The sequence below is a fragment of the Streptomyces sp. NPDC053560 genome, assembly GCF_044544605.1.
Taxonomy (GTDB): domain Bacteria; phylum Actinomycetota; class Actinomycetes; order Streptomycetales; family Streptomycetaceae; genus Streptomyces.
On record NZ_JBITXI010000002.1, the window covers coordinates 276,865 to 302,033 of the forward strand.

Annotated in this window: 23 protein-coding genes; 12 read left to right on the top strand and 11 right to left on the bottom strand. The window is 72.4% G+C overall.

Annotated elements, in window-relative coordinates:
* Window positions 1-20 precede the first annotated feature (20 nt).
* The 4 genes from ACIGQF_RS04495 (at window position 21) to ACIGQF_RS04510 (ending at window position 5,339) form a co-directional block, all read left to right on the top strand.
* Complete coding sequence (locus ACIGQF_RS04495; RefSeq protein ID WP_399705433.1) at window positions 21-716, top strand: HAD family hydrolase; 696 nt, start codon at window positions 21-23, stop codon at window positions 714-716.
* Window positions 717-1,076: 360 nt separating this feature from the next.
* Window positions 1,077-2,600, top strand: coding sequence for a flavin-containing monooxygenase (locus ACIGQF_RS04500; RefSeq protein WP_399705436.1), 1,524 nt, complete (start codon window positions 1,077-1,079; stop codon window positions 2,598-2,600).
* A 105-nt stretch (window positions 2,601-2,705) separates the two neighbouring features.
* Entirely contained in the window at window positions 2,706-3,674 is a 969-nt protein-coding gene (locus tag ACIGQF_RS04505; RefSeq protein ID WP_399705438.1) for a diiron oxygenase, read from the top strand.
* A gap of 57 nt (window positions 3,675-3,731) precedes the next feature.
* Window positions 3,732-5,339 carry an FAD-dependent oxidoreductase gene (locus tag ACIGQF_RS04510; protein WP_399705441.1) on the top strand — a complete coding sequence of 536 codons (1,608 nt, stop codon included), beginning with the start codon at window positions 3,732-3,734 and terminating at the stop codon, window positions 5,337-5,339.
* Window positions 5,340-5,439: 100 nt separating this feature from the next.
* Here the strand turns inward: ACIGQF_RS04510 and ACIGQF_RS04515 are convergent, their stop codons facing one another.
* The 3 genes from ACIGQF_RS04515 to ACIGQF_RS04525 form a co-directional block, all read right to left on the bottom strand.
* Window positions 5,440-6,129: a TetR/AcrR family transcriptional regulator gene (locus ACIGQF_RS04515; RefSeq protein WP_399705442.1), complete on the bottom strand. Its 690-nt coding sequence runs from the start codon at window positions 6,127-6,129 to the stop codon at window positions 5,440-5,442.
* Window positions 6,130-6,368: 239 nt separating this feature from the next.
* Window positions 6,369-6,893, bottom strand: coding sequence for a hypothetical protein (locus ACIGQF_RS04520; RefSeq protein WP_399705445.1), 525 nt, complete (start codon window positions 6,891-6,893; stop codon window positions 6,369-6,371).
* A 115-nt stretch (window positions 6,894-7,008) separates the two neighbouring features.
* Window positions 7,009-7,548 carry a hypothetical protein gene (locus ACIGQF_RS04525; protein WP_399705448.1) on the bottom strand — a complete coding sequence of 180 codons (540 nt, stop codon included), beginning with the start codon at window positions 7,546-7,548 and terminating at the stop codon, window positions 7,009-7,011.
* A gap of 335 nt (window positions 7,549-7,883) precedes the next feature.
* Between ACIGQF_RS04525 and ACIGQF_RS04530 the strand changes: the two genes are divergently transcribed.
* Window positions 7,884-8,759: an MEDS domain-containing protein gene (locus ACIGQF_RS04530; RefSeq protein WP_399705451.1), complete on the top strand. Its 876-nt coding sequence runs from the start codon at window positions 7,884-7,886 to the stop codon at window positions 8,757-8,759.
* A gap of 50 nt (window positions 8,760-8,809) precedes the next feature.
* Here ACIGQF_RS04530 and ACIGQF_RS04535 read toward each other — a convergent pair whose 3' ends face one another.
* A complete protein-coding gene (locus tag ACIGQF_RS04535) occupies window positions 8,810-9,730 on the bottom strand; it encodes a dihydrodipicolinate synthase family protein (RefSeq protein ID WP_399705452.1) in 921 nt (306 codons plus the stop codon).
* Between the two features lie 267 nt (window positions 9,731-9,997).
* Here ACIGQF_RS04535 and ACIGQF_RS04540 point away from each other — a divergent pair, with 267 nt between their 5' ends.
* Both ACIGQF_RS04540 and ACIGQF_RS04545 read left to right on the top strand, forming a co-directional pair.
* The gene (locus ACIGQF_RS04540; RefSeq protein ID WP_399705454.1) at window positions 9,998-11,539 is read left to right on the top strand and encodes a UxaA family hydrolase; all 1,542 of its coding nucleotides are present in this window, start codon (window positions 9,998-10,000) and stop codon (window positions 11,537-11,539) included.
* A 184-nt stretch (window positions 11,540-11,723) separates the two neighbouring features.
* On the top strand, window positions 11,724-13,181 hold the full coding sequence (locus ACIGQF_RS04545; RefSeq protein WP_399706365.1) for an amino acid permease: 1,458 nt from the start codon (window positions 11,724-11,726) through the stop codon (window positions 13,179-13,181).
* Window positions 13,182-13,310: 129 nt separating this feature from the next.
* Here the strand turns inward: ACIGQF_RS04545 and ACIGQF_RS04550 are convergent, their stop codons facing one another.
* Window positions 13,311-14,768: an FG-GAP and VCBS repeat-containing protein gene (locus tag ACIGQF_RS04550; RefSeq protein WP_399705455.1), complete on the bottom strand. Its 1,458-nt coding sequence runs from the start codon at window positions 14,766-14,768 to the stop codon at window positions 13,311-13,313.
* Between the two features lie 148 nt (window positions 14,769-14,916).
* Here ACIGQF_RS04550 and ACIGQF_RS04555 point away from each other — a divergent pair, with 148 nt between their 5' ends.
* Entirely contained in the window at window positions 14,917-15,441 is a 525-nt protein-coding gene (locus ACIGQF_RS04555; RefSeq protein WP_399705458.1) for a DinB family protein, read from the top strand.
* Window positions 15,442-15,448: 7 nt separating this feature from the next.
* Here the strand turns inward: ACIGQF_RS04555 and ACIGQF_RS04560 are convergent, their stop codons facing one another.
* From ACIGQF_RS04560 to ACIGQF_RS04575, 4 genes are all read right to left on the bottom strand, one after another.
* Window positions 15,449-16,513 carry an LLM class flavin-dependent oxidoreductase gene (locus tag ACIGQF_RS04560; RefSeq protein WP_399705460.1) on the bottom strand — a complete coding sequence of 355 codons (1,065 nt, stop codon included), beginning with the start codon at window positions 16,511-16,513 and terminating at the stop codon, window positions 15,449-15,451.
* On the bottom strand, window positions 16,513-17,049 hold the full coding sequence (locus tag ACIGQF_RS04565) for an SRPBCC family protein (RefSeq protein ID WP_399705461.1): 537 nt from the start codon (window positions 17,047-17,049) through the stop codon (window positions 16,513-16,515). Before ACIGQF_RS04565 ends, ACIGQF_RS04560 begins: the two co-directional genes overlap by 1 nt.
* 127 nt (window positions 17,050-17,176) lie before the next feature.
* A complete protein-coding gene (locus tag ACIGQF_RS04570; protein ID WP_399705463.1) occupies window positions 17,177-17,674 on the bottom strand; it encodes a winged helix-turn-helix transcriptional regulator in 498 nt (165 codons plus the stop codon).
* An 89-nt stretch (window positions 17,675-17,763) separates the two neighbouring features.
* Window positions 17,764-18,138 carry a hypothetical protein gene (locus tag ACIGQF_RS04575; protein WP_399705466.1) on the bottom strand — a complete coding sequence of 125 codons (375 nt, stop codon included), beginning with the start codon at window positions 18,136-18,138 and terminating at the stop codon, window positions 17,764-17,766.
* Between the two features lie 208 nt (window positions 18,139-18,346).
* On the opposite strand from ACIGQF_RS04575, the gene ACIGQF_RS04580 reads away from it, so the two are divergent.
* On the top strand, window positions 18,347-19,156 hold the full coding sequence (locus ACIGQF_RS04580) for an enoyl-CoA hydratase/isomerase family protein (RefSeq protein WP_399705468.1): 810 nt from the start codon (window positions 18,347-18,349) through the stop codon (window positions 19,154-19,156).
* Between the two features lie 6 nt (window positions 19,157-19,162).
* Here ACIGQF_RS04580 and ACIGQF_RS04585 read toward each other — a convergent pair whose 3' ends face one another.
* Window positions 19,163-20,713, bottom strand: a complete 1,551-nt coding sequence (locus ACIGQF_RS04585; protein ID WP_399705471.1) for a long-chain fatty acid--CoA ligase — start codon at window positions 20,711-20,713, stop codon at window positions 19,163-19,165.
* Between the two features lie 196 nt (window positions 20,714-20,909).
* Between ACIGQF_RS04585 and ACIGQF_RS04590 the strand changes: the two genes are divergently transcribed.
* The gene (locus ACIGQF_RS04590; RefSeq protein ID WP_399705472.1) at window positions 20,910-21,572 is read left to right on the top strand and encodes a TetR/AcrR family transcriptional regulator; all 663 of its coding nucleotides are present in this window, start codon (window positions 20,910-20,912) and stop codon (window positions 21,570-21,572) included.
* Between the two features lie 15 nt (window positions 21,573-21,587).
* Entirely contained in the window at window positions 21,588-22,322 is a 735-nt protein-coding gene (locus ACIGQF_RS04595; RefSeq protein ID WP_399705474.1) for a Mut7-C RNAse domain-containing protein, read from the top strand.
* A gap of 86 nt (window positions 22,323-22,408) precedes the next feature.
* On the opposite strand, the gene xylB is transcribed toward ACIGQF_RS04595, so the two are convergent.
* The gene (gene xylB / locus ACIGQF_RS04600) at window positions 22,409-23,887 is read right to left on the bottom strand and encodes a xylulokinase (protein ID WP_399705476.1); all 1,479 of its coding nucleotides are present in this window, start codon (window positions 23,885-23,887) and stop codon (window positions 22,409-22,411) included.
* A gap of 115 nt (window positions 23,888-24,002) precedes the next feature.
* Between xylB and xylA the strand changes: the two genes are divergently transcribed.
* Window positions 24,003-25,166: a xylose isomerase gene (xylA, locus tag ACIGQF_RS04605; RefSeq protein ID WP_399705478.1), complete on the top strand. Its 1,164-nt coding sequence runs from the start codon at window positions 24,003-24,005 to the stop codon at window positions 25,164-25,166.
* The last annotated feature ends 3 nt before the right edge of the window (window positions 25,167-25,169 follow it).

Consider the following 25,169-nt stretch of genomic DNA (forward strand, 5'->3'; position numbering starts at 1 on the left):
GGACGGGTCAGGATGTGGTCATGGCGTACAAGGGTGTGCTCTTCGACTTCTCCGGGACGCTGCTGCGGATCGAGCCGGTCGCCTCGTGGCTGCGCGGCGCGCTGGACGAGACCGGTATCACCATGACGGAGGAGGAATTCGCCACCGCCGCACGGGAGTTGGACCGCGCGGGGGCGCTGCCCGGCGGCTCCTCACCGGAGCGGCTGCCCGACGGGCTGGCGGAGTTGTGGCGCATCCGGGACCGTACGGCGGAGCACCACCGCGAGCTGTACACCGCGCTCGCCCGCCAGGTGCCACTGCCGGCCGAGGAGTTGTACGACACGCTGTACGTCCGCCACAAGTCGCCGGCCGCCTGGGCGCCGTACCCGGACGCCGCCGACGTGCTGCGCGGGCTGCGCGAGCGCGGCGCGGCGACCGGGGTGGTCAGCAACATCGGCTGGGACCTGCGGCCGGTGCTGCGGGCACACGGACTGGCCCCGCTGATCGACGCGTACGTACTCTCCTACGAGCACGGCATCCAGAAGCCCGACCCGCGCCTCTTCGAACTGGCCTGCCGGGAGCTGGGGCTCGCCCCGCGGGACGTCCTGATGGTCGGCGACGACCGCCACGCGGACGGCGGCGCCCGCACGCTCGGCTGCGGCTACTTCCCCGTCGACCACCTCCCGGCCGCAGAACGCCCGGACGGCCTGCGCCCGGTGCTCGGTCTGGTCGACTGAGCCCGGCCCTGATCGACCGACCGCTGCCCGGGCGGAGATCTTCAGGCCCAGCGGAGCGCCGGCCTGGACGAGCGCCCTGCGCCCCACGCCCCGCCCTGCGCCCTGCGCCCTGCGCCCTGCGCCCTGCGCCCTGCGGAGATTCCCGAAGCCCGTGCGCTGGTCGGGCACCTCACGCCGTAAAAAGTGACCCACATCACGTTACCGGCGGTATCTGAAACAGTGTGTCGCAGGTAAATTGCGGGAACGCAACAGCTGTGGAACCACGCGTGAACACGTGAACAGTCGTCAGTGTCCCGAGCGGCGGCGGCCCCGCATCTTTCTCGACCAGGGCCCCGCGAGCGAGAGTTAGGACCTCCGCACATGGAGCAGCAGCACGTCGACGTCCTGGTCATCGGCGCCGGCATATCCGGTATCAGTGCCGCGTCCCGCGTCCTGCGCGACGAGCCCGGCGCGTCGCTCGTCGTGCTCGAGCGCCGTGCCCGGGTCGGCGGCACCTGGGACCTCTTCCGGTACCCCGGGATCCGCTCCGACTCCGACATGCCCACCTTCGGCTTCGGCTTCCGCCCCTGGCGCGACGCGCGGATCCTCGCCGACGGCGCGCAGATCCGGCAGTACGTCGAGGACGCCGCGGCCGACCACGGCGTGCTGGAACGCATCCGCTTCGGCCGCCGCGCGATCAGCGCCGACTTCTCGCACCGTACCGGCCGATGGGACGTGGAGGTCGAGGACGAGACCACCGGCGAGCGCGAGTCGTACAGTGCGGGCTATCTCGTCGGCGCGACCGGCTACTACGACTACGACCGGCCCTACCGCCCGCGGTTCCCCGGCGAGGAGGACTTCCAGGGCACCCTGGTCCACCCGCAGCACTGGCCGGAGGACCTCGACTACAAGAACAAGCGCGTGGTCGTCATCGGCTCCGGTGCCACCGCCATCACGCTGCTGCCCGCGATGGCCGACGAGGCCGCGAGCGTCACCATGCTGCAGCGCTCGCCCACCTACGTGCTCGCCCTGCCCAAGGTGGACCCGCTCACCTCCGTGCTGCAGAAGGTGCGCGCCCCGGCCCGGCTCACATACAAGGCCGTCCGGGCCCGCAACATCGCGCTGCAGCGCGGGAGTTACGCCTTCTGCCGCAGGTACCCGCGGCTGGCCCGCAAGGCACTGCTCGGCCTGGTACGGGCGCAGGCCGGCAAGGGCGTCGACATGCGCCACTTCAGCCCGCACTACAAGCCCTGGGACCAGCGCCTTTGCGTGGTCCCCGGCGGCGACCTGTTCAAGGTGCTCAAGAGCGGCAGGGCAGCCATCGCCACCGACCACATCGACACCTTCACCGCCGACGGCATCCGCCTGAAGTCCGGCGAGGAGCTGAAGGCCGACATCGTCGTCACCGCCACCGGCCTGAGCGTCCGCCTCATGGGCGGCATGGACCTCTCCGTCGACGGCCGCCCCGTGGACGTCAAGAACCGCGTCCTCTACAAGGCCGTCATGCTCGAGGGCGTCCCCAACATGTCGCTCGTCATCGGCTACACCAACGCCTCCTGGACCCTGAAGGCGGACCTCGCGGCCGATTACACGGCCCGCCTGCTCACCCATATGCGCCGCAACGGCCACGACATCGCCACCCCGGTGGCCTCCGACGGCGACCGCTCCGAATTCTCCGTCATGGGCGAGGCGCTGACGTCCGGCTACATCGCCCGGGCCAATGAGGTCATGCCGCGCCAGGGCAACCGCGACCCGTGGCGGCTGTGGAACAACTACTACCGCGACCGCGCCATGCTCCAGGACGCCCCCATCGAGGACGGGCCACTGCGCTTCGAGAAGGCGACCGGAACGGCCGCGGCGGCCGAGACCCCGGCCGGGACCCCGGAAACGCCCCGCGCGGCCTGACGGCCCGGTGTGTCCGGCCGGCAGGTCCCGGCACACCGCGCACGCGCACAGACACATCCACGCACACCGCATCACGCATCTCCCCCAAAAAAATCGAGGACGAAGATGTCTGCGAACCTGACCCGGAAGGTGTACGACGAGCGCCTGCGGACCTTGTCCGAGGGCTCCGTCAACGTCAACTTCAACGCCTTCACCGACATCAAGTGGGACGACCCCGAGTTCGCCGTGGACACCAGCGACCCGCGCTGGGTGCTGACCTCGGCGGACGCCCTGGGCGCCCACCCCTGGTACCAGGAGCAGCCGCTCGAGACGCAGATCCGGATCGGGATCTGGCGCTGGGCGGTCATCGCCAAGGTGGGCATGCAGTTCGAGAACCTGCTGATGCGCGGAGCGCTCGACTACATCTACCAACTGGGCAACCAGAACCAGGAGTTCAGGTACCTCACCCACGAGATAACCGAAGAGACCCACCACACCCAGATGTTCCAGGAGCTGGTCAACCGCACCGGCGTGGACACCGCGGGCGGCAAGCGCTGGTTCCGTCAGCTCAGCCGCGTACTGCCGCTGTTCGGCTCGCTGTACCCCGAGGCGTTCTTCACCGGCATCCTGGCCGGCGAGGAGCCCATCGACCACCTGCAGAAGGGAGCGCTGCGCAGCGGCGAGCCGGTGCACCCGCTCCCGCAGCGGATCATGCAGATCCACATCGCCGAAGAGGCCCGGCACATCTCCTTCGCCCACGAGTTCCTGCGGCTGCGCGTCCCGAACTACGGCAAGGCCCGCCGCGGCGCCCTGTCCGTCCTCTTCCCGGTGATCATGCGCGTGCTGTGCGATGTCATCATGATCCCCGACCGGAAGTCCGCCGCGGAGGTCGGCATCCCGGCCTGGGTGATCAAGGACGTCTTCTGGAAGTCCGAGGCCGGCGAGAAGATGCTCCGCAACCTCTTCTCCGACGTGCGGATGCTGGCCGAGGACATCGGCCTGATGAACAAGGTGTCCCGCCCGGTCTGGCGGGCCCTGCGCATCGCCGGCCGCCCCGCGCGCTTCCGCGGCGAGCCCGCCGTGCACGCCGACTGAGCGCCCGCACGCCGCGTACCACCCTGCACTGAACACCCGAACGGAGACCAGTCCGCCGTGCCGTACGTCGTCACCCGATCCTGCTGCGCCGACGCCTCCTGCGTGCTGGCCTGCCCGGTCAACTGCATCCACCCCGCGCCGGGGGAGCCCGGCTTCGGGACCGCCGAGATGCTGTACGTCGATCCGCGCACCTGCGTGGACTGCGGCGCCTGCACGACCGCCTGCCCGGTGGACGCGCTCAAGCCCCACACGGCGCTCGGTGAGGGGGAACTGCCCTTCCTCGAACTGAACGCCTCCTACTACAAGGAGAATCCGCACGACGATCGCGCGCCGATGTACGTGGTACCCAAGCGACGCAGCCTCCCGGAAGGCGAGTTGAGCGTCGCCGTCGTCGGCGCCGGTCCGGCCGGTCTGTTCGCGGCCGATGAACTGCTGCGCCACCCCGGCGTGGACGTCACCGTCTACGACCGGCTCCCGACCCCGTACGGACTCGCGCGGGCCGGCGTCGCACCGGACCACCAGGACACCAAGCAGGTCACCGAGCTGTTCCGGGCCATCGAGTCCCAGCCCGGTTTCCGTTACCGCCTGGGGGTCGAGGTGGGCGCGGACCTCACCCACGCCGACCTGCTGCGCGAGCACCACGCGGTGATCTACGCGGTCGGCGCGGCGACCGACAAACGCCTCGGCATCGAGGGCGAGGACCTGCCCGGCAGCGTCTCCGCGACGGACTTCGTCGCCTGGTACAACGGCCACCCCGACCGCGCGCACGACACGTACTCCCTCGACACCGAGCGCGCCGTCGTCATCGGCAACGGCAACGTGGCCCTCGACGTCGCCCGCATCCTGACCGCCGACCCCGAAGCCCTGGCCCGTACCGACATCTCCGACCGCGCGCTCGCGGCACTCCGCACGAGCAAGGTCCGCGAGGTCGTCCTGCTCGGCCGCCGCGGTCCCGCCCAGGCGGCGTTCACGGTGCCCGAACTCCTGGCGCTCTCCGCGCTGAAGGACGTGGACGTCACGGTGGAGGGCTGGCCCGAGGACCTGGACCCGGACGCCACCGAGAAGACCCGCCTGCTGTCCGGCCTGGCGGCCCGCGAACCGGTGGAAGGCCGGCGCCGCATCGTGCTGCGCTTCCTGACCAGCCCGGTCCGCCTCACGGGCGAAGGCTCGGTCGACGCCCTGGAGATCACGCCCACGACGCTCCACGCCGAGGAGAACGGCACGGTCCGCGCTCGGCCCACGGGCGACACGGAGTCCCTGGAGACCGGCCTGGTCCTCCGCTCGGTCGGCTACCGGGCCCGCCCCGTCCCCGGCCTGCCCTTCGACGAGGCCGGCGCGACCGTCCCGCACGAGAACGGCCGGGTCGAGCCCGGTGTCTACGTCGCCGGCTGGATCAAGCGCGGTCCGACCGGCTTCATCGGCACCAACAAGACGTGCGCCCACGAGACGGTCGAGTCCCTCCTCGACGACTTCGCCGGCGGCCGCCTCAACCGGCCGGCCGCAAGCGTTGGCGTGGCAGTGGATGCGCTGGGCCTGGACGTCTGGCGCGCGATCGACCGCGCGGAGCGAGCGGCGGGCGAGGCGGCGGGCCGCCCGCGGGTGAAGCTCACGGACACGGAGTCCCTGCGCCGCGCGGCGAACGGCGCCGTGGCGGCGTGCGGTTGACGTAGGGCCCCATGGCCCGAGCGACCGGCTGCCGGGGCGAGCGGGCACCCCGGCGCCGGGTGCTCAGAGTCGACGGCTCGTCCCCCTCAGGCCGCACACATCAAGCGCCTTCCACATCCGACACCTTCTGCTGCGGGGACAGCTCGACGCCCAGATCCCGCAGCGTCGCGTCCAGCACCGCCCACACCGAGCGGCACAGCATCGCTCGCAACTCATCCTCGGACACCTCGCGTTGAGGATCGCGCACCCACTGGTTGACGGCGGTGTCCACGAACCCCACGATTCCGACCGCGACGGACCGGATCGGCGCGTCCTGCACCCCGAGCGCCTTCAGTACGTCCCCGAACCGCTCGCTCAGCATCAGCGCGATGGCCGTCTTGGTGTCCGCCACCAACGAACCGTCACCCATCGCGTGCTCGCCGACCCCCATGTAGGCGTACAGGCGCGGGTGCTCGGCCACCCAGTCGAGGTGTGCGCCCACCACCCGCTGCACGGACTCCTCGATGGTGCCTTCGAAGCTGAGCGTGGGCTCCATGCGCCGCATGAACGACTGCACCACGCGCCGCCGGATCAGCTCGTCCAGGCCCGCACGGTCCTTGAAGTGCCGGTACAGCACCGACCGCGACAGCCCCACGCGCTCCGCCAGGCGCTGCACCCGGAACGGCGCGCCCTCCTCCTCGATGAGCGCGACCGCCGCATCCACCAACTCCATCTGGCGCTGCGCCTTGTGCTCGTCCCAGCGGGTGGAGCGTCCGTCGATCTGCGGCTCACCGCCGGTTGTCTCAGCCATCACGCCAGGATATCGACCACTTGCACACGTGAACGCACCCGGCCGCGGCGGGACCGAACGGCGAGTGCACCGCGGGCCAGGGGCTTGAGGGGCCAGGCTGTCGTGGGTGTTCGCCGAGTAGCTTTGCTCCCGCTCGCTGCGATGCGCCCGTGCCCACGCCGGCCCGACGGGGACCGGACTTTCGCGTCGGCGCTTGCGCAACCGTCCGAAACACGCCATCAGGCCAGGTCAGTCCGCCTTCAGGGCCGTTTGACGTCCGTATGTACGGCCAACTTGAACTGGGCGTGGGTGAGCGGGACCGGCACCTTCGTGTCGCCGCTGCCCCGGGCGGAGATCTTCAGGCCGAGGGGCGTGCCGGGGTGGACGAAGATCTGCCACATGTAGGTCTTGTACTGGCCGCCGCCGGTCTTCCAGGTGTCGGTGGTGGCGGTGGAGTCGTAGCCGCTGCCGGTGTTCAGCGGGTCGCGGACGAAGCGGGCGCGGTACTCGTTCGGGCGGGAGTCGGCGGCCCAGAAGACCATCGCGGAGAGCACGCCCCAGCCCTCGTGGCTGGGCCAGATCAGTCCGGAGCGGGCGTCGGGGAAGGCCGAGGCGGAACCGGCGCCGTTGGCCGGGTCGTGCATGCGCCACGGGTCGTAGCTCTCGTCCGACTCGCCGTACGGGAACCGGACGAGGTGATAGCCGTCGCTGCCGTACGAGATCCGCTGGGTGCCGGCGCCGTGCCGGTTCGCGTCCCACAGCAGGGAACAGATGGTGACGGACACCTGGGCCTCCTTCGGGCGGCGCGCCACTCGGGAGCGGCGCGGGGCAGAGGGGGGAGGGACGAACGTATGGGGCGGCGCCCCGCCGGTCAATGGGCCCGCGCCCGGCGGACCGCGGTCAGCCCTCGTCGGGTGCCCGCCCGGGCACCGGACGCGCGGCCCAGGCGGCGAGTGCGTCGAAGTCCTCGGGCAGCAGGCCCACTGCCGCGTCGACGCGGTACAGCAGCGCGGGTCCGGTGTGGTGGTGGGCCACCCAGCGCCGGTCCGGCCGGCCGATCTCGTCGTCCACCCAGATGAAGGGGCGGCCCGCCACGCTGCGCACCAGGTGCCGGGTCTTCCAGTGCACGCCGGAGGAGTCCGCGTGGTGTCCGTCGGGCCAGTCGAGGTAGGGCAGCGGGGGCAGGCCGAGGACCGGCCCGATCCAGGTGTTGGCCGCGTCCTTCCAGGTGGTGGCCCACACCAGTTCGCAGCCGAGGGCGAGGAGGGCCGGGCCGTGCGTGGGGTTGAGCCGTACGAGCAGCGGATCGCGCGGCGGCTCCCAGCCCGGCGGCCGCATCCGGTGCGTGGCGTAACCGGTGGCGCGGCGCGTCTCCGGCGCCAGCCAGGGGTTGAGCGGGCCGTCGACGTCGAGCAGGAGCAGCGGTCGCGAATCCGTCACCCACCGATGGTCCCTTTCCCCGCTGCCCGCCGCCACCGGATCGGCCACAGGACGCGGACGGTTCGGCTGTCCAGCGGATCGTTCGGCTGTCCGGCGGACCCTTCGGCCGCCGAGCGGACCGTTCCGCCTCCCAGAGGCCCCACAGGCAGGTGTACGACAGCTTCGGTGGGTATTCGGCATCGGACCGGTCCGATGCGGGCTCAGCCGGTCGGTTGCGCTGCACACCCGTGCAGTTGCTGACCAGGGCCGCCGCGGCACGGACCGGTTCGCCTATGTTCGCTGCGGCAGTGGGATGGGTGCGCTCCGGACGGCGGCGCGACGGAAGGCGACGGGTGATGGCCGGGGAGCAGCGACGCCACGGCACGTTGCCCGTACAGCGGATGCGCTCCGGGGACCACGCGTTCTGCCGGTACGCGGCACGGCCGGCATGGGATCTGGTGGCCGCCTACGTGTGGCGGGGCCTGGAGCGCGGCGAGCGGGTGATCGTCTGTCCAGCGCCGCAGACCGGGCCCGATGAAGCCCGTACGCGCCTGGAGGAGAACGGCCCCTCGCTGGACCTCGTGTGCGCACGGGGACAGTTGGAGTTCTCCAGCATGCGCAGGCTGCTCCACCCCGCGCCCCGCTTCACCGCCGCCCGCCAGTGGCAGCGCATCCGGGAGGAGACGGAGCGGGCGCTGGCACATCGCTACTCCGGTCTGCGCACCTTCAGCGACATGCACTGGATCGCCGACCTCGGCGCGGACCTGGAGGAGGTGCTGGCGCGCGAGGCGAACGCGGCGCACCTGTTCACAGCCCGCCCGTACAGCGAGGTCTGCGCGTACGACACCGACGCCTTCGAGCCGGCGGTGCTCGACGGCGTGCGCGCGGCCCACCCGCACGACCTGCTGGAAGCGTCCGGCATGCTGCGGGCGCTGCACACGGCCGGGCGCGTCCGGCTGATCGGCGACGCCGACCTGGCGACCCGGGCGGACTGGCTGGCCTCGCTGCGCGAGGCGTTCACGGGCGGGCCGCCCGAAGGCCGTCTGGTGGTGGATCTCTCCCGGCTGTACTTCCTCAGCGTGGGCTGCGCCTCCGATCTGCTGAACCTGGCCACCGACGCCCGGCACAAACGGATCGAGGTACGGCTGGACCGCCATCAGGCCACCCTGCTCGTCCGGCTCGGCAGCCACTACCTGAGGCACGTCGTCCTGATCGAGGACCGCGACTCCTGAGCCGCCGCCTCCCCCGCCGGCCGGCGGCGGACCGGGGAGACGGCGGGCGTTCAGCGGGCCCAGCGCAGCACCAACGGGTCGTGGCGGCGGGCCAGTTCGAGGAGGCTCTCCCGGGTCTCGGGCGGGACCGGACCGAAGGGGGCGCGGGTGCGGTCGGAGCCGATGACGCCGCCCTCGGCGAGCAGGATCTTCTGCGCGCGCAGCCCGCACTGGCGGTTCTCGAAGTGGATCAGCGGCAGCAGCGCCTCCCAGTCCTCGACCGCGCCCTCCCGGTCGCCCGCGTGGTAGCGGCGCACGATCCGGCCGAGCCGGTCGGGGACCGTCGAGCTGGACATGGTGCCGACCGCGCCGGCGTCCAGGTCCGGTATGAGGGTCACCGCCTCCTCGCCGTCGAACGGACCCTCCAGTTGGTCGCCGACGGCGGCGATGAGGGTGCGGAGCTTGTCGGCGGCGCCGGGCGTCTCGATCTTGGCGTACCGCAGCTGCGGCACCTCCTTGATCAGGTGGACGAGGACGCCGACGGGGAGCGGGGTGGTGGACATGGGGGCGTCCTGGACCATGAGCGGCAGGTCGGTGGCGGCGGCCACGGTGGTGAAGTAGTCGGTCAGCGCCGCCTCGGGGACCGCCATGGTGGCGCCGAAGAACGGCGGCATCAGCATGATCATGTCGGCGCCCATGGCCTGCGCGTCCTTGCTGCGGCGGGCGGCGACGCGGGCGCTGTAGTGGCTGGTCGTCACGACCGTCGGGACGCGGCCCGCGGTGTGTTCGAGGACCGTGCGGCACACCCGGTCGCGCTCCTCGTCCGTCAGCGAGAACTGCTCGGAGTAGTTGGCGAGGATGCACAGCGCGTCGGCGCCGCCGTCGATGAGGTAGTCGACGACCCGGGCCAGCCCCGCGAGGTCCAGCTCCTCGTCGTCGTCGAAGACCGTCGGGACGACCGGGATCACACCGCTCAGGGGCGTCGTCAGCATGGGAGCCTCTCTGCTCGCGTTCGACATTTCGAACGCTGTCCGACCTGTTGAGCGGGAGCGTAAAGCCGCCCTCTGAGCGGCGTCAATGAGGGGGAGAGGGGGCACCCCTGAGGGCGCGTCAGGCCGCGAGCGCCGACGGAGCGGGCGGGGAGGCATCGTTGACACCCCTCGCCGCCGGTCCTAGCGTGCTCCGGATATCAACCGCTGGCCGATATCTCGAACACTCGACTGTCCGGTCCCCCGCTCCGTCCACGTATCGAGGTGCTCATGGTCCTGCCCGCCACCGCCCGCGCCCTCCGCCTCCGGCCCCAGGACGACGTCGCGATCGCGGTCGCCGACCTGCCGGCGGGCACCACGGTCGACGCGGACGGCCTCGCCGTACCGCTCCGGGCCGACATCCCCCGCGGCCACAAGATCGCGCTGCGCGCCGTCGGCCGGGGCTCGCCGGTGCTGCGGTACGGGCAGATCATCGGCTTCGCGGCGGCGGACATCGCGCCGGGCGACCACGTCCATCTGCACAACCTGGAGTACCGGGAGTTCGAGCGCGCCTACGAGTTCTCCGTGGACGCCCGGCCCACGGAGCTGCTGCCGGCGGCCGAGCGGGCCACCTTCCAGGGGTACGTACGCGCCGACGGCTCGGTCGGCACCCGCAACTACCTGGGGATCCTCACCAGCGTCAACTGCTCGGCCACCGCCGCCAAGCAGATCGCCGCGCGGCTCCGCCACTCCGGCGTCCTCGACGACTACGGCCACATCGACGGCGTCGTCGCCCTCACCCACGGGCAGGGCTGCGGGCTGGCGGCGGACGGGGAGGGCATCGAGGTGCTGCGGCGTGTGATGCGCGGCTACCTCACCCACCCCAATTTCGCCGGCTTTCTGCTCCTCGGGCTGGGCTGCGAGGACAACCAGATCAAGGCGCTGACCGACGGGCTGCCGCTCCGCTCCGACCTACCGGTCTCCGCGAGCACGATCCAGGAGCTGGGCGGGACGCGGAAGACCGTGGCGGCCGGCATCGAGCGGCTGACCGACATGCTGCCGGCCGCCGACCGGGCCCGCCGGACGACCGTGCCGGCGAGCGAGCTGATCCTCGGGACGAACTGCGGAGGCTCCGACTCCTACTCCGGCATCACCGCCAATCCGGCGCTCGGCGACGCCGTGGACCGGCTGGTCCGGCACGGCGGCACCGGAGTCGTCGGGGAGACCCCGGAGATCTACGGCACGGAGCAGCTGCTCGTGCGCCGCGCGGTCACCCGGGAGGTCGGCGAGAAGCTGCTGGAGCGGATCGCGTGGTGGCGCGAGTACACCGCGAGGAACGGCGGCTCGATGGACAACAACCCCTCCCCCGGCAACAAGGCGGGCGGCCTCACCACCATCCTGGAGAAATCGCTCGGCGCCGTCGCCAAGGGCGGCACCACCGCGCTCGCCGACGTCGTCGAGTACGCGGCGCCGGTCACCGCCAAGGGCTTCGTCTTCATGGACACCCCGGGCTACGACCCGGTCTCGGTGACCGGCATCGTGGCCGGCGGCGCCCAGGTCGTCTGCTTCACCACGGGGCGCGGCTCGGCCTTCGGCTGTGCTCCCGTACCGAGCCTGAAACTCGCCACGAATACCCCGCTGTACGCGCACATGACCGAGGACATGGACATCAATGCCGGCGGCATCATTGACGGCGTCAGCACCGTCGAGGAAACGGGGCGGGCGATTTTCGAACGGGTCCTCGCGGTCGCCTCGGGCGAGCCGACGAAGAGCGAAGCCATGGAATACGGAGAGGAAGAATTCGTGCCGTGGCACATCGGTACGGTGATGTGACCGGGCACATACCGCCACGGACGAGATGTATCACTATGTGAGACACCGGGGCGTCGCGTTGCGGTGATCTGCGCGGTTGTCCGACACTCCCCCGGTCGGGGACGCCACCCTCTGTTCCCGGGTCACCCTGAGAGTTCGGATAAAAACCGTGAGTCTGCTACGAAAGAAGCCCCTCGAACGCGCAATGAAGGAGGCTCGCGGAGAAGGCGAACAGCGCCTGCGCCGTGACCTTTCCGCGGTGGACCTCACCGTCCTCGGGGTAGGTGTCATTCTCGGCACGGGAATTTTCGTACTGACCGGCACGGTGGCCCGTGACATGGCGGGCCCGGCCGTCGCGCTCTCCTTCGTCGTCGCCGCAGCGGTCTGCGGCTGCGCGGCGTTGTGCTACGCGGAATTCGCGTCCTCGGTGCCGGTCGCCGGGTCCGCGTACTCCTACTCCTACACCTCGCTCGGCGAGCTGCCCGCCTGGATCATCGGCTGGGCCCTGAGCCTGGAGCTGATGCTGGCCACTTCGGTGGTCGCGGTCGGCTGGTCCGGCTATCTGAACTCGATGCTGCACGGCATCGGCCTGCACCTGCCGGCCGCCGTGAGCGGCGGCGACGGCTCCGTGATGAACCTGCCGGCCGCCCTCCTCATCCTCGTACTCACCGGCGTGCTCATCGCGGGTGGCAAGCTGTCCAAGGGCGTCACGAACGTGCTCGTCGCGGTCAAGCTGGCCATCGTGCTGCTGGTGATCATCGCGGGTGCGTTCCTCATCGACACCGCCAACTACCACCCCTTCATCCCCGACGCCCAGCCGACCGGCAAGGTCTCCGGGCTGCAGGCCCCGCTGCTGCAGGTGCTCACCGGCATCACCCCGACCGCGTTCGGCGTCTCCGGCATCCTCAGCGCCGCGGCGCTGGTCTTCTTCGCGTACATCGGCTTCGACATGGTCGCCACCACCGCAGAGGAGACCCGCAAGCCGCAGCGCGACCTGCCGATCGGCATCATCGCCTCGCTGGTCATCGTCACCGTGCTCTACGTCGCGGTGTGCCTGGTCGTCACCGGCATGCAGCACTACTCCGAGCTGTCGGTGCAGGCACCGCTCGCCGACGCCTTCACGGCGAAGGGGCACCCGGGCTTCGCCACCGTCATCAGCGTGGGCGCGGTGGTCGGCCTGACCGCCGTGAGCCTGATCTGCTTCCGCTCCCAGAGCCGGGTCGTCTTCGCGATGGCCCGCGACGGGCTGCTGCCGAAGGCACTGTGCAAGGTGGACCCCAAGCACGGCACGCCGAAGATCAACCTCTGGGTGCTGGGCGTCCTCATGGCGTGCCTCGCCGCGTTCCTGAAGTTCGACCTGCTCGCCGAGATGGTCAACATCGGCACGCTCTTCGCCTTCGGCGCGGTCTCCGCGAGCGTGCTGATCCTCCGCCGGACCGCGCCCGACCTGCCCCGGGCCTTCCGTACGCCCTGGGTGCCGGTCATCCCGCTGGTCTCGCTCCTGTGCTGCCTGTACCTGATGCTCAACCTCCAGGTGTTCACCTGGATCGGCTTCCTGGTCTGGCTCGCGGCCGGCCTCGCGCTGTACTTCGGCTACGGGCGGCGCCACAGCCTGCTGGGCAAGGAGCAGGAAACCCCGGCGGTGCGGTCCGAAGCGGACTGACGACGTGGCCGTGGTGTGCGGCGGGCGACGTCGCCGGCCATGAGCCGGCACAGGGAAGGGGCGGCCCCGGAATCTTCCGGTGCCGCCCCTCCGTCTGTCCGTCCGCGTTCCGACGGCCCGTCCGGGCCCTCAGGAGCCCGACATGACGTCCCCGAACATGGGGTCCTCCCCCGACTTCCCGATGCCGACGGACGACGCACCGAAGCTCACCGCGCCGGTGGCCGTGATGCCTCCGGTGGAGCCGCGCAGGACCCACACGGCGCCGTCGTCGCTGTTCTCGCCGCCCGCGCCCACCGACAGGTCGGCGCGGCCGTCCTTGTTGTGGTCGGCGAGGTGGATGGCGTCGCCGAACATGTCCGAGGACTCGTTGGCGCCCGGGACACCCGGGGTGCCCTGGTGGAAGGACTGGGCACCGGCCCCCGTCAGACCGGAGGCGCCACCGCGCAGCACCCAGACGTTGCCGGTGTGGGAGGCGGTGCCGATGGACTCGAAGACCGCGCCGACGGCCAGGTCCGGGTAGCCGTCACCGTTGACATCGCCCGCGGCGAGTGTGCCGCCGAACGAGTCGTTGGACTCGTCCGCTCCCGGCACGCCCTCGGTCGCCTGGCTGAAGACGGCGCTGCGCTTGGTGTCGACGCCCGCCGCGCCACCGTAGAACACGGTGACGTAGCCGCCCTCGGCCGTCCGGTCGAAGATGTCGAGGAAGTCGGTGCCGACGACGAGGTCGTCGTGCCCGTCGCGGTCGAAGTCGGCCACGGTGAGCGCGCCCGCGTAGCCCGGGCCCGCCTCGGTCTGCAGCGTGGGTCCGTTCGAGGTGCCCCGGTAGACGAAGTTGCCCGCGGCGGACCCCACCACCACGTCGTCGGCCCCGTCGTCGTCGAAGTCCCCGGCGGCCAGCTGTACGGCGCCGTTGGGGTACCCGCCGGACTCGATCTGCGCGTCGAAGCGCAGCTTCCCGGCCGCGCCGCCGGACTTGGTGAAGCCGCCCTTGAAGATCCACACGTCCTTGCCGGTGGAACCGACCGCCAGATCGGCCTTCCCGTCACCGGTGAAGTCGCCGACCGCGAGGGACTGGCCGAACCGGTCGTGGCCCGAGGCGTTCGGGTCGCCGACCGTCGTGCCGCCCGACAGGCCGGAGGCGCCGCCCCACAGGATCGTGACCGAACCGCCGTCGGCATCGCCGCCGACATCCTCCTGCGGTGTGCCCACGACGAGATCGCCGTAGCCGTCGTTGTTGAGGTCACCGTGCGCGAGTTCGGTGCCGAAGCGGTCGGAGGTCTCCGAGGCGCCCGGCACGCCGGAGGAGCTCTGTGTCGTGGTCTTGTGGCGCGCGGCACTGATCCCGCTCGACGAGCCGTAGTTGACGACCACGGCACCCGCCTTGGCCTTCCCGTTCGCGACCGCGCCCGGGGCGGCGGTCGCCAGATCGCGGTAACCGTCACCGTTGAAGTCGTCGGCGAGGCCGGACGGGGCGGCACTCGCGCTCCCGGGCAGGGCGATGAGCAGTCCGCCGGCCAGGGCGGCAGCGACAACGGTGGCGCCCAGGGCGACGGGACGCCGGGAGCGCTTGTGAGGGGGCTGGGGCATGTGTGTCTCTCCAGTTCATCCATACGAACTCCGAGATGACCTCCGGCGAGCCCGAAGGGTTGTACGGGAAGGGAGAGGTTCCGATGGCCACGCGGTAACCTCCGGCCGAGGCCGCGGCACGGACGCGGCACGGGGGAAGGGAGCACCGGTGACCGCCGAAAGCGCCGGCAGTGTCGAACGGATCGGACCTCCGGTGCGCGGCGGGGAACGGGAGACGCTGCGCGCCTTCCTCGACCACCACCGCGCCACGCTCGCGATGAAGTGCGAAGGCCTGACCGACGAGGAGCTGCGCCACCGCTCCGCTCCGCCGTCCACGCTCACCCTGCTCGGCCTGGTACGGCACATGGCAGAGGTCGAGCGCACCTGGTTCCGCCGGGTGATCGACGCGGAGGACATTCCCCTCGTCTGGTCGGACGAGGGGGACTACCAGGTCGCGTACGACGCGCGCACCGCCTCCCGCGAGGAGGCGTTCGCCGCGTGGCGGACGGAGGTCGCACACGCCCGCCGCATCGAGGCGGCGGCCCCTTCGCTCGACATCACCGCCCACGCCGCCCGCTGGGGCGAGGACGTCTCGCTCCGCCTCGTCATGCTCCACGTCACCCTTGAATACGCCCGCCACAACGGCCACGCCGATTTCCTCCGCGAGGCCATCGACGGCACGGTGGGCGCCTGAAAGCGCGCTAAGCCGCTTCTCGTTCCGCCGTGACCTGGCGTACCAGGTCCACGGCGCGGCCCAGGGTGGCAAGGCGGGCGGCCGTGGTGTCGCCCGCGGGGTAGAGGCGTACGGTGTCGACGCCCGCGGCCTGCCAGACGCGCAGCCGGTCGCGGACCCGCTCCTCGGTGCCGATGAGCGTGGTGCCGAGCACCATCTCGTCGGTGACCAGCCCGGCCGCGCCCTCCCGGTCGCCGGCCTGCCAGCGTTCCCGTACGGCGGCGGCGACCTCGGCCCAGCCCTGGCGGCTGTAGGCGGCGTTGTAGAAGTTGGTACGCGCCGAGCCCATGCCGCCCAGGCTGAAGGCCAGTTCCTTCTTCCGGCCGGCCACCATGGCGCGCAGCGCGTCCTCGTCCTCGGCGAACGCCACCTCGGCGCCCTGGCACACGTCGAGTTGCGCACGCGTCCGGCCGGCGGCGGACAGCCCCGCGTCCAGGTGGTCGAAGTAGGCCGCCTCAGCGCCCTCGGGCACGAAGGACGTACCCAGCCAGCCGTCGGCGATCTCGCCGGTCAGACGGAGCGTCTTCGGTGAGAGGGTGGCCAGGTAGACGGGGATGTCGTGCTCGGCGCGCATCGACAGGCGCATCGGCCGGCCCTCGCCGCCCGGCAGCGGGATCGTGAACTCCCGCCCCGAGTAGTCGATCTTCTCGCCGGACACCGCCTGCCGCACGATCTCGACGGTCTCCCGCATCCGGGTCAGCGGCCGGGCGAACGGCACACCGTGCAGCCCCTCGATCACCTGCGGCCCGGACGGCCCGAGGCCGAGCAGGAACCGGCCCTCTGAGAGCTGCGAGAGGGTGATCGCGGCGCGTGCGACGGCCACCGGCGTACGGGTGGCGAGCTGGATGACGCCGGAGCCGAGCAGGATGCGGTGGGTGCGCGCGGCGAGGTACCCCAGCGCGGACGGCGCCTCGGCGCCCCAGGCCTCGGCCACCCAGCAGATGTCCAGGCCCAGCTTCTCGGCCTCGGTGACGTAGTCCACCAGCTCGGGCCAGGGCGCGCCGGACGCCTCGATCGTCGTCGCCGTACGCATCAGGCGCCCACCGTGCCGGATGCGGCGCCCGCGCCCTCGGCCCGTTCCTTGAGCGCGCCGAGGGTGGCGGTGATGTTCCGCTCGAACTCCCGCAGCCGGACGTGGACGATCTTCTGCTCCTTCTCCGGCATCCGCTCGATGGCCTGCGAGAGGCCGGACCGGCCGGGCCCCAGCCGGACCCACTGCCGCAGCCGGGTGCCGCCGTCCTCGGGAGTGAGGGTGAACCGCCAGGTGGCGGAGGGGTGTTCGGGGTCCTCCACGGCCCAGGCGAAGGCCCGCGGCGGAACGCACTCCACGACGTGGGAGGTGGTCCGCCACTCGCCCAGCGCCTCGTGCGCGCTGCTGCCGGTGAAGCGGGCGCCGAGGGCCGGGCCGGTCACGCCGTCCAGCCACTGCGCCGCCTGCAGTTCGCCGCTCAGTTCGGGCATCAGCTCGATGTCGGACACCAGGTCCCAGACCCGCTCCGGCGGCGCCCCGATCCAGGTGTCCGCCTCCACCGTCGGCCCGTCCGCGTACCGTGCACCCGTCCACTCCATGCCCGTCCGGCCTCCTCGGATCCTTGAGAAAACGTTCTGACCACCAAAGTTGCGTAGATGAACTCACCTGTCAAGGGTCGGCGACGGTGAGCGCGGCCGGGCGGCGGCGCTCGTCCCGCGGCGGGTCTCAGCGCGCGAACCGCTCCCGTACGTCCGGGCGTTCGGCCAGCTTCGCCGGATAGCCCGGGCCCATCCGGGCGTGGGTGTTCTCCGCCGTCATCGGCTCGCCGCAGTCGGCGCAGACCACTTCGGCGTGGCTCTCGTGCCCGCACGGATCGTGGCGGAAGACGACCGGCGGTCCCTGCTCGCCGGCCAGCCAGCGGTCGCCCCAGCGGTTCATGGCCAGCAGGACGGTGAAGAAGTCGCGGCCCTTCTCGGTGAGGACGTAGTCGTACCGCACCGGCTCGGTCTGGTACGGCCGCTTCTCCAGCAGCCCCTCGTCCACCAGCCGGCGCAGCCGGTCCGTCAGGGTGTTGCGGGCGATGCCCAGCGCCTCCTGGAGCGCGTCGAACCGATGGATGCCGTAGAACGCCTCGCGCAGCACCAGCGGCGTCCACCAGTCGCCCAGCAGGTCCATCGTGCGGGCGATCGAGCAGGGCCAGTGGGCAAAGGAAGTGCGCCTCATGGCCGCCAGGATACGGAAGGCCCGGCGCCAGGTCCTTTGACGAGACCCAGCAGGCCGGAGCCGCTACGTCACCCAGCAGGCCGGAGCCGCTACGTCCGCTTGCCGCGTGCGAGGAGGCCGACGACGGAGAGGGCGCCCCAGCCCACGGAGACGGCGACGGCCTTCCGCCGCGTGGCCGGGTCCGGGAGCGTGGCGCCGAGCAGGACCGCGTCCCCGAAGTCGGCGGCGATCCGGACCAGCGCGGCCGTCCGCAGCGCGGGCCCCTCGGGAGCCAGGGCCAGCGCGGCACCGCTCGCCGCGTCCCGCCAGGCGAGCGGACGCAGCGAGATCCGGGTCGGCTCCGCCACCCGGCCGTCCGCGTCCGCCAGCCCCGAAGGGCGGGCGAGCAGATCGGGCACGGCCGTCACGGCCACGCCGTACAGCGCCGTCGCCGCGCCCACCGCTCGTAGCAACCCCACGCGCATGTCCCCGCCACCTCGCTGTCCGTCGCCGTCCGCCGCCGTCCGCGGCTCGGGCCATTGTCACGGCACGGGCGCCGGAAGCGCGGCCGGACACGGCCACCCACGCATACCGATCGGTATCTGCCCAGTACATCTTTCCCTGTCGCAAGGGTGGACGCCGCTGATCAGCGCGGCCTAGCGTGGTGTCGCGCCGACGAGCCGGAGGAGCCGAGTGAGCGACGTGAGCGGGACGCCCGAGACCCGGATACGCACCACCACGCCCGCGCCGGGCGTGCTGCAGATCGCACTGGACGGCCCGGCCCGCCGCAACGCGCTGGGCAACGGCGCGATCCGCGGCCTGGAGGACGCGGTGCGGGAGGCCGAGGACGACGCGGTACGGGCCGTCGTCCTCACCGGCACCGGCGGGCACTTCTGCGCGGGCGCCGACCTCAAGGCGCCCCGGATGCCGGGCCGCGGCGTCGCGGGACCGGCCAAGCGGCTGGGGCTGCTGCAGGGCACGGTGGACCGGCTGCACCGGCTGCCGAAGCCGGTGCTCGCGGCGGTGGAGGGCGCGGCGGTCGGCATCGGCTGGTCGTACGCGCTGGCCTGCGACATGACCGTGGCCGGTGAAAGCGCCTTCTTCGCCTCGCCGTTCGTGGAGCGCGGGCTGGTACCGGACGGCGGCTGCGCGTGGTTCCTGGCCCAGGCGGTCGGCACGCGGCGCGCAGCGGAGCTGACGATGCTGGGCGAACGGCTGCCTGCCGCCGGGGCGGAGGCGATGGGGCTGGTCAACCGGGTGGTGCCGGACGGCAGCGCGCTCAAGGAGGCACTGGAGCTGGCGGTACGGCTGGCCGCCGGGGCGCCGGACGCGCTGATGCTCACCAAGCGGATGCTGACCGCGGCCGGCAACTCCCCCTCGCTGCGCGACTATCTGGACCAGGAGTGGCTCGCGGCGGCCCTGGACCTCACCGGACCGGACCCGGTCGAGGGCGTCGCGGCCTTCCGCGAGCGCCGCGCGCCGGACTTCGGCGCCCACCACTGACGGCCGCTACTCGGCCCCCTCCGTGAACCGGGCCCGCAGCTCGCGCTTGAGGACCTTGTGGCTCGGGCCGAGCGGGTAGGCGTCGACGAACTCGACGCGGCGCGGGTACTTGTACTTGGCCAGCCGCTCCCTGGACCAGTCGATGATCTCCTCGGCGGTGGGCGCCGGGTCCGCGTGCCTGTCGCGGATGAGGACGGCACAGACCTCCTCGCCGTGAGTGGGGTGCGGCAGGCCGATCACCGCGGCCTCCGCGATGCCCGGGTGGCGCAGCAGTTCCTCCTCCACCTCGCGCGGGTAGACGTTGAACCCGCCGCGGATGATCAGGTCCTTCTTGCGGTCGACGATGCGGAGGAACCCGTCGGCGTCCTTCGTGCCGAGGTCCCCGGTGCGGAACCACCCGTCGACCAGGGCAGCCGCGGTCTCCTCCGGGCGGCCCAGGTAGCCCGCGAAGACGTTGTGGCCGCGCACGACGACCTCGCCCGCCTCGCCGGCGGGCAGCAGCTCGATGCGGTCGGCCGGTTCGGGCGCGGCGATCTCCACGTCCACGCCCCAGATCGCGTGGCCCACGCTGCCCGCGCGGGTGCCGAAGACCGGCTGGTTGACGGCCGCGGTCGGCGAGGTCTCGGAGAGCCCGTACCCCTCGTACACCTCGGTGTCGAAGACCTCGGTGAACTTCTCCAGCACCGGCACCGGGAGCGAGGCGCCGCCCGAGACGCACCGCCGCAGCCGGGGCAGTTCGGCCGCCCCGCCCGCGGCCTCCAGGAGCCGTACGTACATGGTCGGCACGCCCTGGAAGGTGTTGACGCCCTCCCGCACCATCAGTTCCAGAGCCGCCACGGCGTCGAAGCGCGGCTGGAGGACGAGCGTGGCGCCGCGGCGCCAGGAGGAGTTCATGCTCGCCGTCTGTCCGAACGTGTGGTACAGCGGCAGGGCCCCGAGGGTGATGTCGTCCGGCTGCACCTCGTGGGAGTCGAACGCGTTGGTGGTGGCGTTCATGACCAGGCTGAGGTGGGTGAGGACGGCACCCTTGGGGACGCCGGTGGTACCGCTGGTGTAGAAGACCACGGCCGGGTCCTCGGCCTCACGGGTGGCGTACGTGGGCAGCGGCTCCACGGTCTCCGCCAAATCCTCCAGCCGGCCCTCGGCACCCGGCACCCGGGTCTCGGGCCCGATCGTGACCATCCGCGTGCCCGTGGCCGCCGCGGCCTCGCCGCCGGTCGCCGCCCGGCCCGCGTGGCAGAGCAGCAGCTTCGCGCCGCTGTCGCGCAGCACGTGCGCCACCTCGCCCGGCGAGAGCAGCAGGTGAACGGGGACCACGACCGCGCCCGCCGCGAGGATCGCGTAGTAGGCGCGCGGGAATTCGGCGGTGTTCGGCGCCATCAGGGCGACTTTGTCGCCGGGCCGCACGCCGAGCGCGCCGAGCGCCGCGGCCTGGGTCCTGGCCTGCCGCCACAGCTCCGCGAAGGTCAGCCGCCGCTCGCCCTCGACGAGCGCGAGGTGGTCGGGGCGGCGGCGGGCGGCCTCGGCGAGGATCGTGGCCAGGGACAGGGTGGTCATGTGCGGATGCTCCTGTTCGCCGTGTACGACGCTGTGTACGACGCGCCCGCTACCCGTAAACTAGCGGTGCAAGTTTTTTGCACCCTACTCCGCCGTAACGCCGCTGAAAAGGGGTGCTCCGCGACCGTCCGGGCACGCACCGTGTAGGGTCCACCCCCGGTCGGCCCCGCCTGCCGCACAGCCGAGGAGGTGCACCGTGGCCCGCCCGCGCCAGCCACTGCTCAGCCGCGACCGGATCACCGGTGCGGCCCTGCGGATCGTGGACGAGGAAGGGCTCCAGGCCCTCTCGACCCGGCGGCTCGCGGCCGTCCTCGGCGTGACCGGCCCGTCCCTCTACAACCACTTCCGGACCATGGACACACTGGTCGACGCGCTCGTGGACCAGGTCGTCGGCCAGGTCGACCTGTCGATGTTCGGCCGCCTGGACTGGCGCACGGCGCTGCGCGACTGGGCCCGCTCCTACCGCGCGGCCCTCGCCGGCCACCCGAACCTCGTCCCGGCCCTCACCCGCCGCGCCGCGCACCGCCCGCACTCCCTGCGGCTGGCCGACGCCGTCTTCGGCGGCCTGGTCGCGGCCGGCTGGCCCCGCGCGCACGCCACGCACATCGGCGCCTCGATGCGGTACTTCATCACCGGCTCGGCGCTCGGCTCGTTCGCCGCCGGCTTCCCCACCGACGCGGAGCTGTACGCGGGCACCTACCCGCACCTCGACCAGGCCCACCTGCTGGCCCAGCACCAGCGGTCGGTCGACGAGGGCGCCTTCGAGACCGGACTCGAAGCCCTGCTGGAGGGGCTGGAGGCCCAGTACGCGCGCGTCGTCGGCACGGCGGAAAATCCCCGGTCCGGCGCCGCGCAATGATGGCATGCTGTGGGGGTGAACGGTCCGGAGATCACCATCAACTTCGCCTCTGAGCTGCACGGACTCGCCGCGCCCGCCCGGCGTAAAGGCACCACGGCCTTCGTCACCGACGGGTCGTCCACGCTCGGCCACATCGTCGAATCGCTCGGGGTGCCGCTCACGGAGGTCGGCGCGGTGCTCGTCGACGGCCGCGAGCGACCGGTCTCGTACGTGCCGCGGGAGCGGGAGAGCGTCGAGGTGCTCGCGGTCCGCCGGCCGCAGAGCGTGCCCGGCGCGCCGCTCCGCTTCCTCCTCGACGTCCATCTCGGCACGCTCGCGCGCCGGTTGCGGCTGCTGGGCGTGGACGCGGCGTACGAGAGCGAGGACATCGGCGATCCCGAGCTGGCCACCCGCTCGGCGGCCCAGCGCCGCGTACTGCTCTCCCGGGACCGCGGCCTGCTGCGCCGCCGGGAGCTCTGGGCGGGCGCGTTCGTCTACAGCGACCGGCCGGACGAGCAACTCCGGGACGTACTGGGCCGGTTCACGCCCCGGCTGGCCCCGTGGACGCGCTGCACGGCGTGCAACGGCGAGCTGAAGGACGCGGACAAGGAGACGGTGCGCGAGCGGCTGGAGCACGGCACGCGGCGCACGTACGACGTGTTCGCGCAGTGCACCGCCTGCGACCGGGTGTACTGGCGCGGGGCGCACCACGCGAAGCTGGAGGCCATCGTGGACGAGGCGGTACGGGAGTTCGGGGACGCGGTGGCCTGACGGGCTGCCCGCACCGGGCCCCGTTCGGACCCGGACCCCGTCCACACCCGAGCCCGCCCGCATCCGGGCCCGCGTCCCCACCCGGCTCAGCGCAGCAGCGTAGGCGCCGCCCGGTCCAGCACCTCCTCGATGCGGTCCCAGGCCGCCCGGTCGCGCGGCAGCGGCGGCAGCGCTTCGCCCTCCCCCGCGCCCCAGCCGGTCGCGAGGGCCACCGGATCCTCCCCGGTCACCGCGCCGGCGGCCAGCGCCGCCGCGCCGAGCGCGACCAGTTCGGTGTGGTGCGGCACGACGAGCGGGCGGCCGGAGAGCCGCCGTACGGTGTCCCGCCAGAACCGGCCCTGCGCGCCGCCGCCGGTCAGCCGCAGCGGGCGGTCCCGCACCTCGGGCGCCGCGGGGTCCAGGCCGCAGGCGCGCAGCAGTTCGTCCAGCGCGCGCAGCACGGTGAACGCGGCGCCTTCGTACGCCGCGCCGAGCAGCTGCCGCGGGGTGGTGTCGTGGCGGACGCCGGTGAGCAGCCCGGAGGCGTGCGGCAGGTCGGGGGTGCGCTCGCCGTCGAGATACGGCAGGAGGACCGCCGTCCCGCCCGGCTCGGCGTCAGCACGGTCCAGCCCGAGCAGGGCCGCGACCTTGTCGACGGCGAGCGTGCAGTTCAGGGTGCAGCCGAGCGGGAGGTGGCCGCCGTCGGCAGCGGCGAAGCCCGCGATGCCGGGGGCAGCGGGCCGGGTGCGACTGGCGGCGAAGACGGTGCCGGAGGTGCCGAGGCTGACCACGGGGTGGTCGAGCAGGCCGGCGCCGCCCAGGCCGAGGCCGACGGCGGCGGCCATGTTGTCCCCGGTGCCCGCCGCCACGACGGTTCCGGGGGGCAGCCCGAGCGCGTCGGCTGCGGCCGGGGTCAGCGTCCCGACACGCGCCGCTCCGGTCGGCGCGACCTCGGGCAGCAGCTTCGCGTCCATGCCGACGAGGTCGAGGAGGTCCGGGTCGTAGGCGCCGGTCGTGGTGGCGTACCAGAGGGTGCCCGAGGCGTCACCGGGGTCGGTCACGGCCGCGCCGGAGAGGCGTTCGGTGAGGAAGTCGTGCGGCAGCCGGACGGCGGCAGCGGCGTCGGCGGCGGCCGGTTCGTGTTCCCGCAGCCACTGCCATTTGGTGGCGGTCATGGAGGCCACCGGTTCCGACCCCGTCCGGGCGAGCCAGCCGGCCGGGCCGCCGAGCGCGTCGGTGAGGGCGGCGGCCTGCGGCGCCGATCGGGTGTCGTTCCACAGCAGGGCCGGGCGTACGGGCCGGCCGGCCGCGTCCAGCACGACGAGGCCGTGCTGCTGCCCCGCGACGGCGATGCCCGCGACGGCGGAGGGATCGGCGCCCGCGTCCTTCAGCCCGGCCGCGACGGCCTCGCCGAGCGCGCTCCACCATGCCTCCGGGTCGCTCTCCCGTGCGCCGTCGGCGCCGGTGACGGTGTGCGGGGCGCGCCCCTGTCCCTGCATGCGGCCGGTATCGATGTCGACGACGACGGCCTTGGTGGCCTGCGTCGAGCTGTCCACGCCGATGACCACGCGCTGCTGTCCGCGCACGCTTCCTCCTTGACGGATTTTCCGGTCGGTCCGCCGTGGGGCTTCCCCGCGACTGCGACGCATACTAATTTGTTTTCTGCCTTTACTAATAGGTGCGACGCAAGAGAGGTGTCCCATGAGCTACACCCCCACCCCCGAGGACCGGTTCACGTTCGGCCTGTGGACCGTCGGCTGGACCGGCACCGACCCCTTCGGTGTGGCCACCCGCCCGGCCCTGGACCCGGTGGAGTCCGTCGAACGACTGTCGGAGCTGGGTGCGTACGGCGTCACCTTCCACGACGACGACCTGATCCCCTTCGGGTCGGCGGACGCCGAGCGCGACGCGATCGTCAAGCGGTTCCGCGCGGCGCTGGACGCCACCGGCCTGAAGGTCCCGATGGCGACCACGAACCTGTTCACCCACCCGGTCTTCAAGGACGGCGGCTTCACCGCCAACGACCGCGACGTACGCCGCTTCGCGCTCCGCAAGACCATGCGCAACATCGACCTCGCGGCCGAGCTGGGCGCCGAGACGTACGTGGCATGGGGCGGCAGGGAAGGCGCGGAGTCCGGCGGCGCGAAGGACGTGCGCGACGCGCTGGACCGCATGAAGGAGGCCTTCGACCTGCTCGCGGAGTACGTCACCGAGCAGGGCTACGGGCTGCGCTTCGCCATCGAGCCGAAGCCCAACGAGCCGCGCGGCGACATCCTGCTGCCCACCGTCGGCCACGCGCTGGCCTTCATCGAGCGGCTGGAGAAGCCCGAGCTGTTCGGCGTGAACCCGGAGGTCGGCCACGAGCAGATGGCCGGGCTGAACTTCCCGCACGGCATCGCGCAGGCCCTGTGGGCGGGCAAGCTCTTCCACCTCGACCTGAACGGCCAGAACGGCATCAAGTACGACCAGGACCTGCGCTTCGGCGCCGGCGACCTGCGGCAGGCGTTCTGGCTGGTGGACCTGCTGGAGACCGCCGGTTACGCCGGCCCGCGCCACTTCGACTTCAAGCCGGTGCGCACCGACGGGTACGACGGCGTGTGGGAGTCCGCGAAGAACTGCATGCGCAACTACCTGATCCTGCGCGAGCGCGCCGCCGCCTTCCGCGCCGACCCCGAGGTCCAGCAGGCGCTGCGCGACTCCCGCCTGGACCAGCTCGCGCAGCCCACGGCGGCCGACGGCCTCGCCGCGCTGCGCGCCGACCGCACCGCGTACGAGGAGTTCGACGTAGCGGCGGCAGCGGGCCGCTCGATGGCTTTCGAACGCCTCGACCAGCTCGCCATGGAGCACCTGCTCGCGGTCCGCTGACGA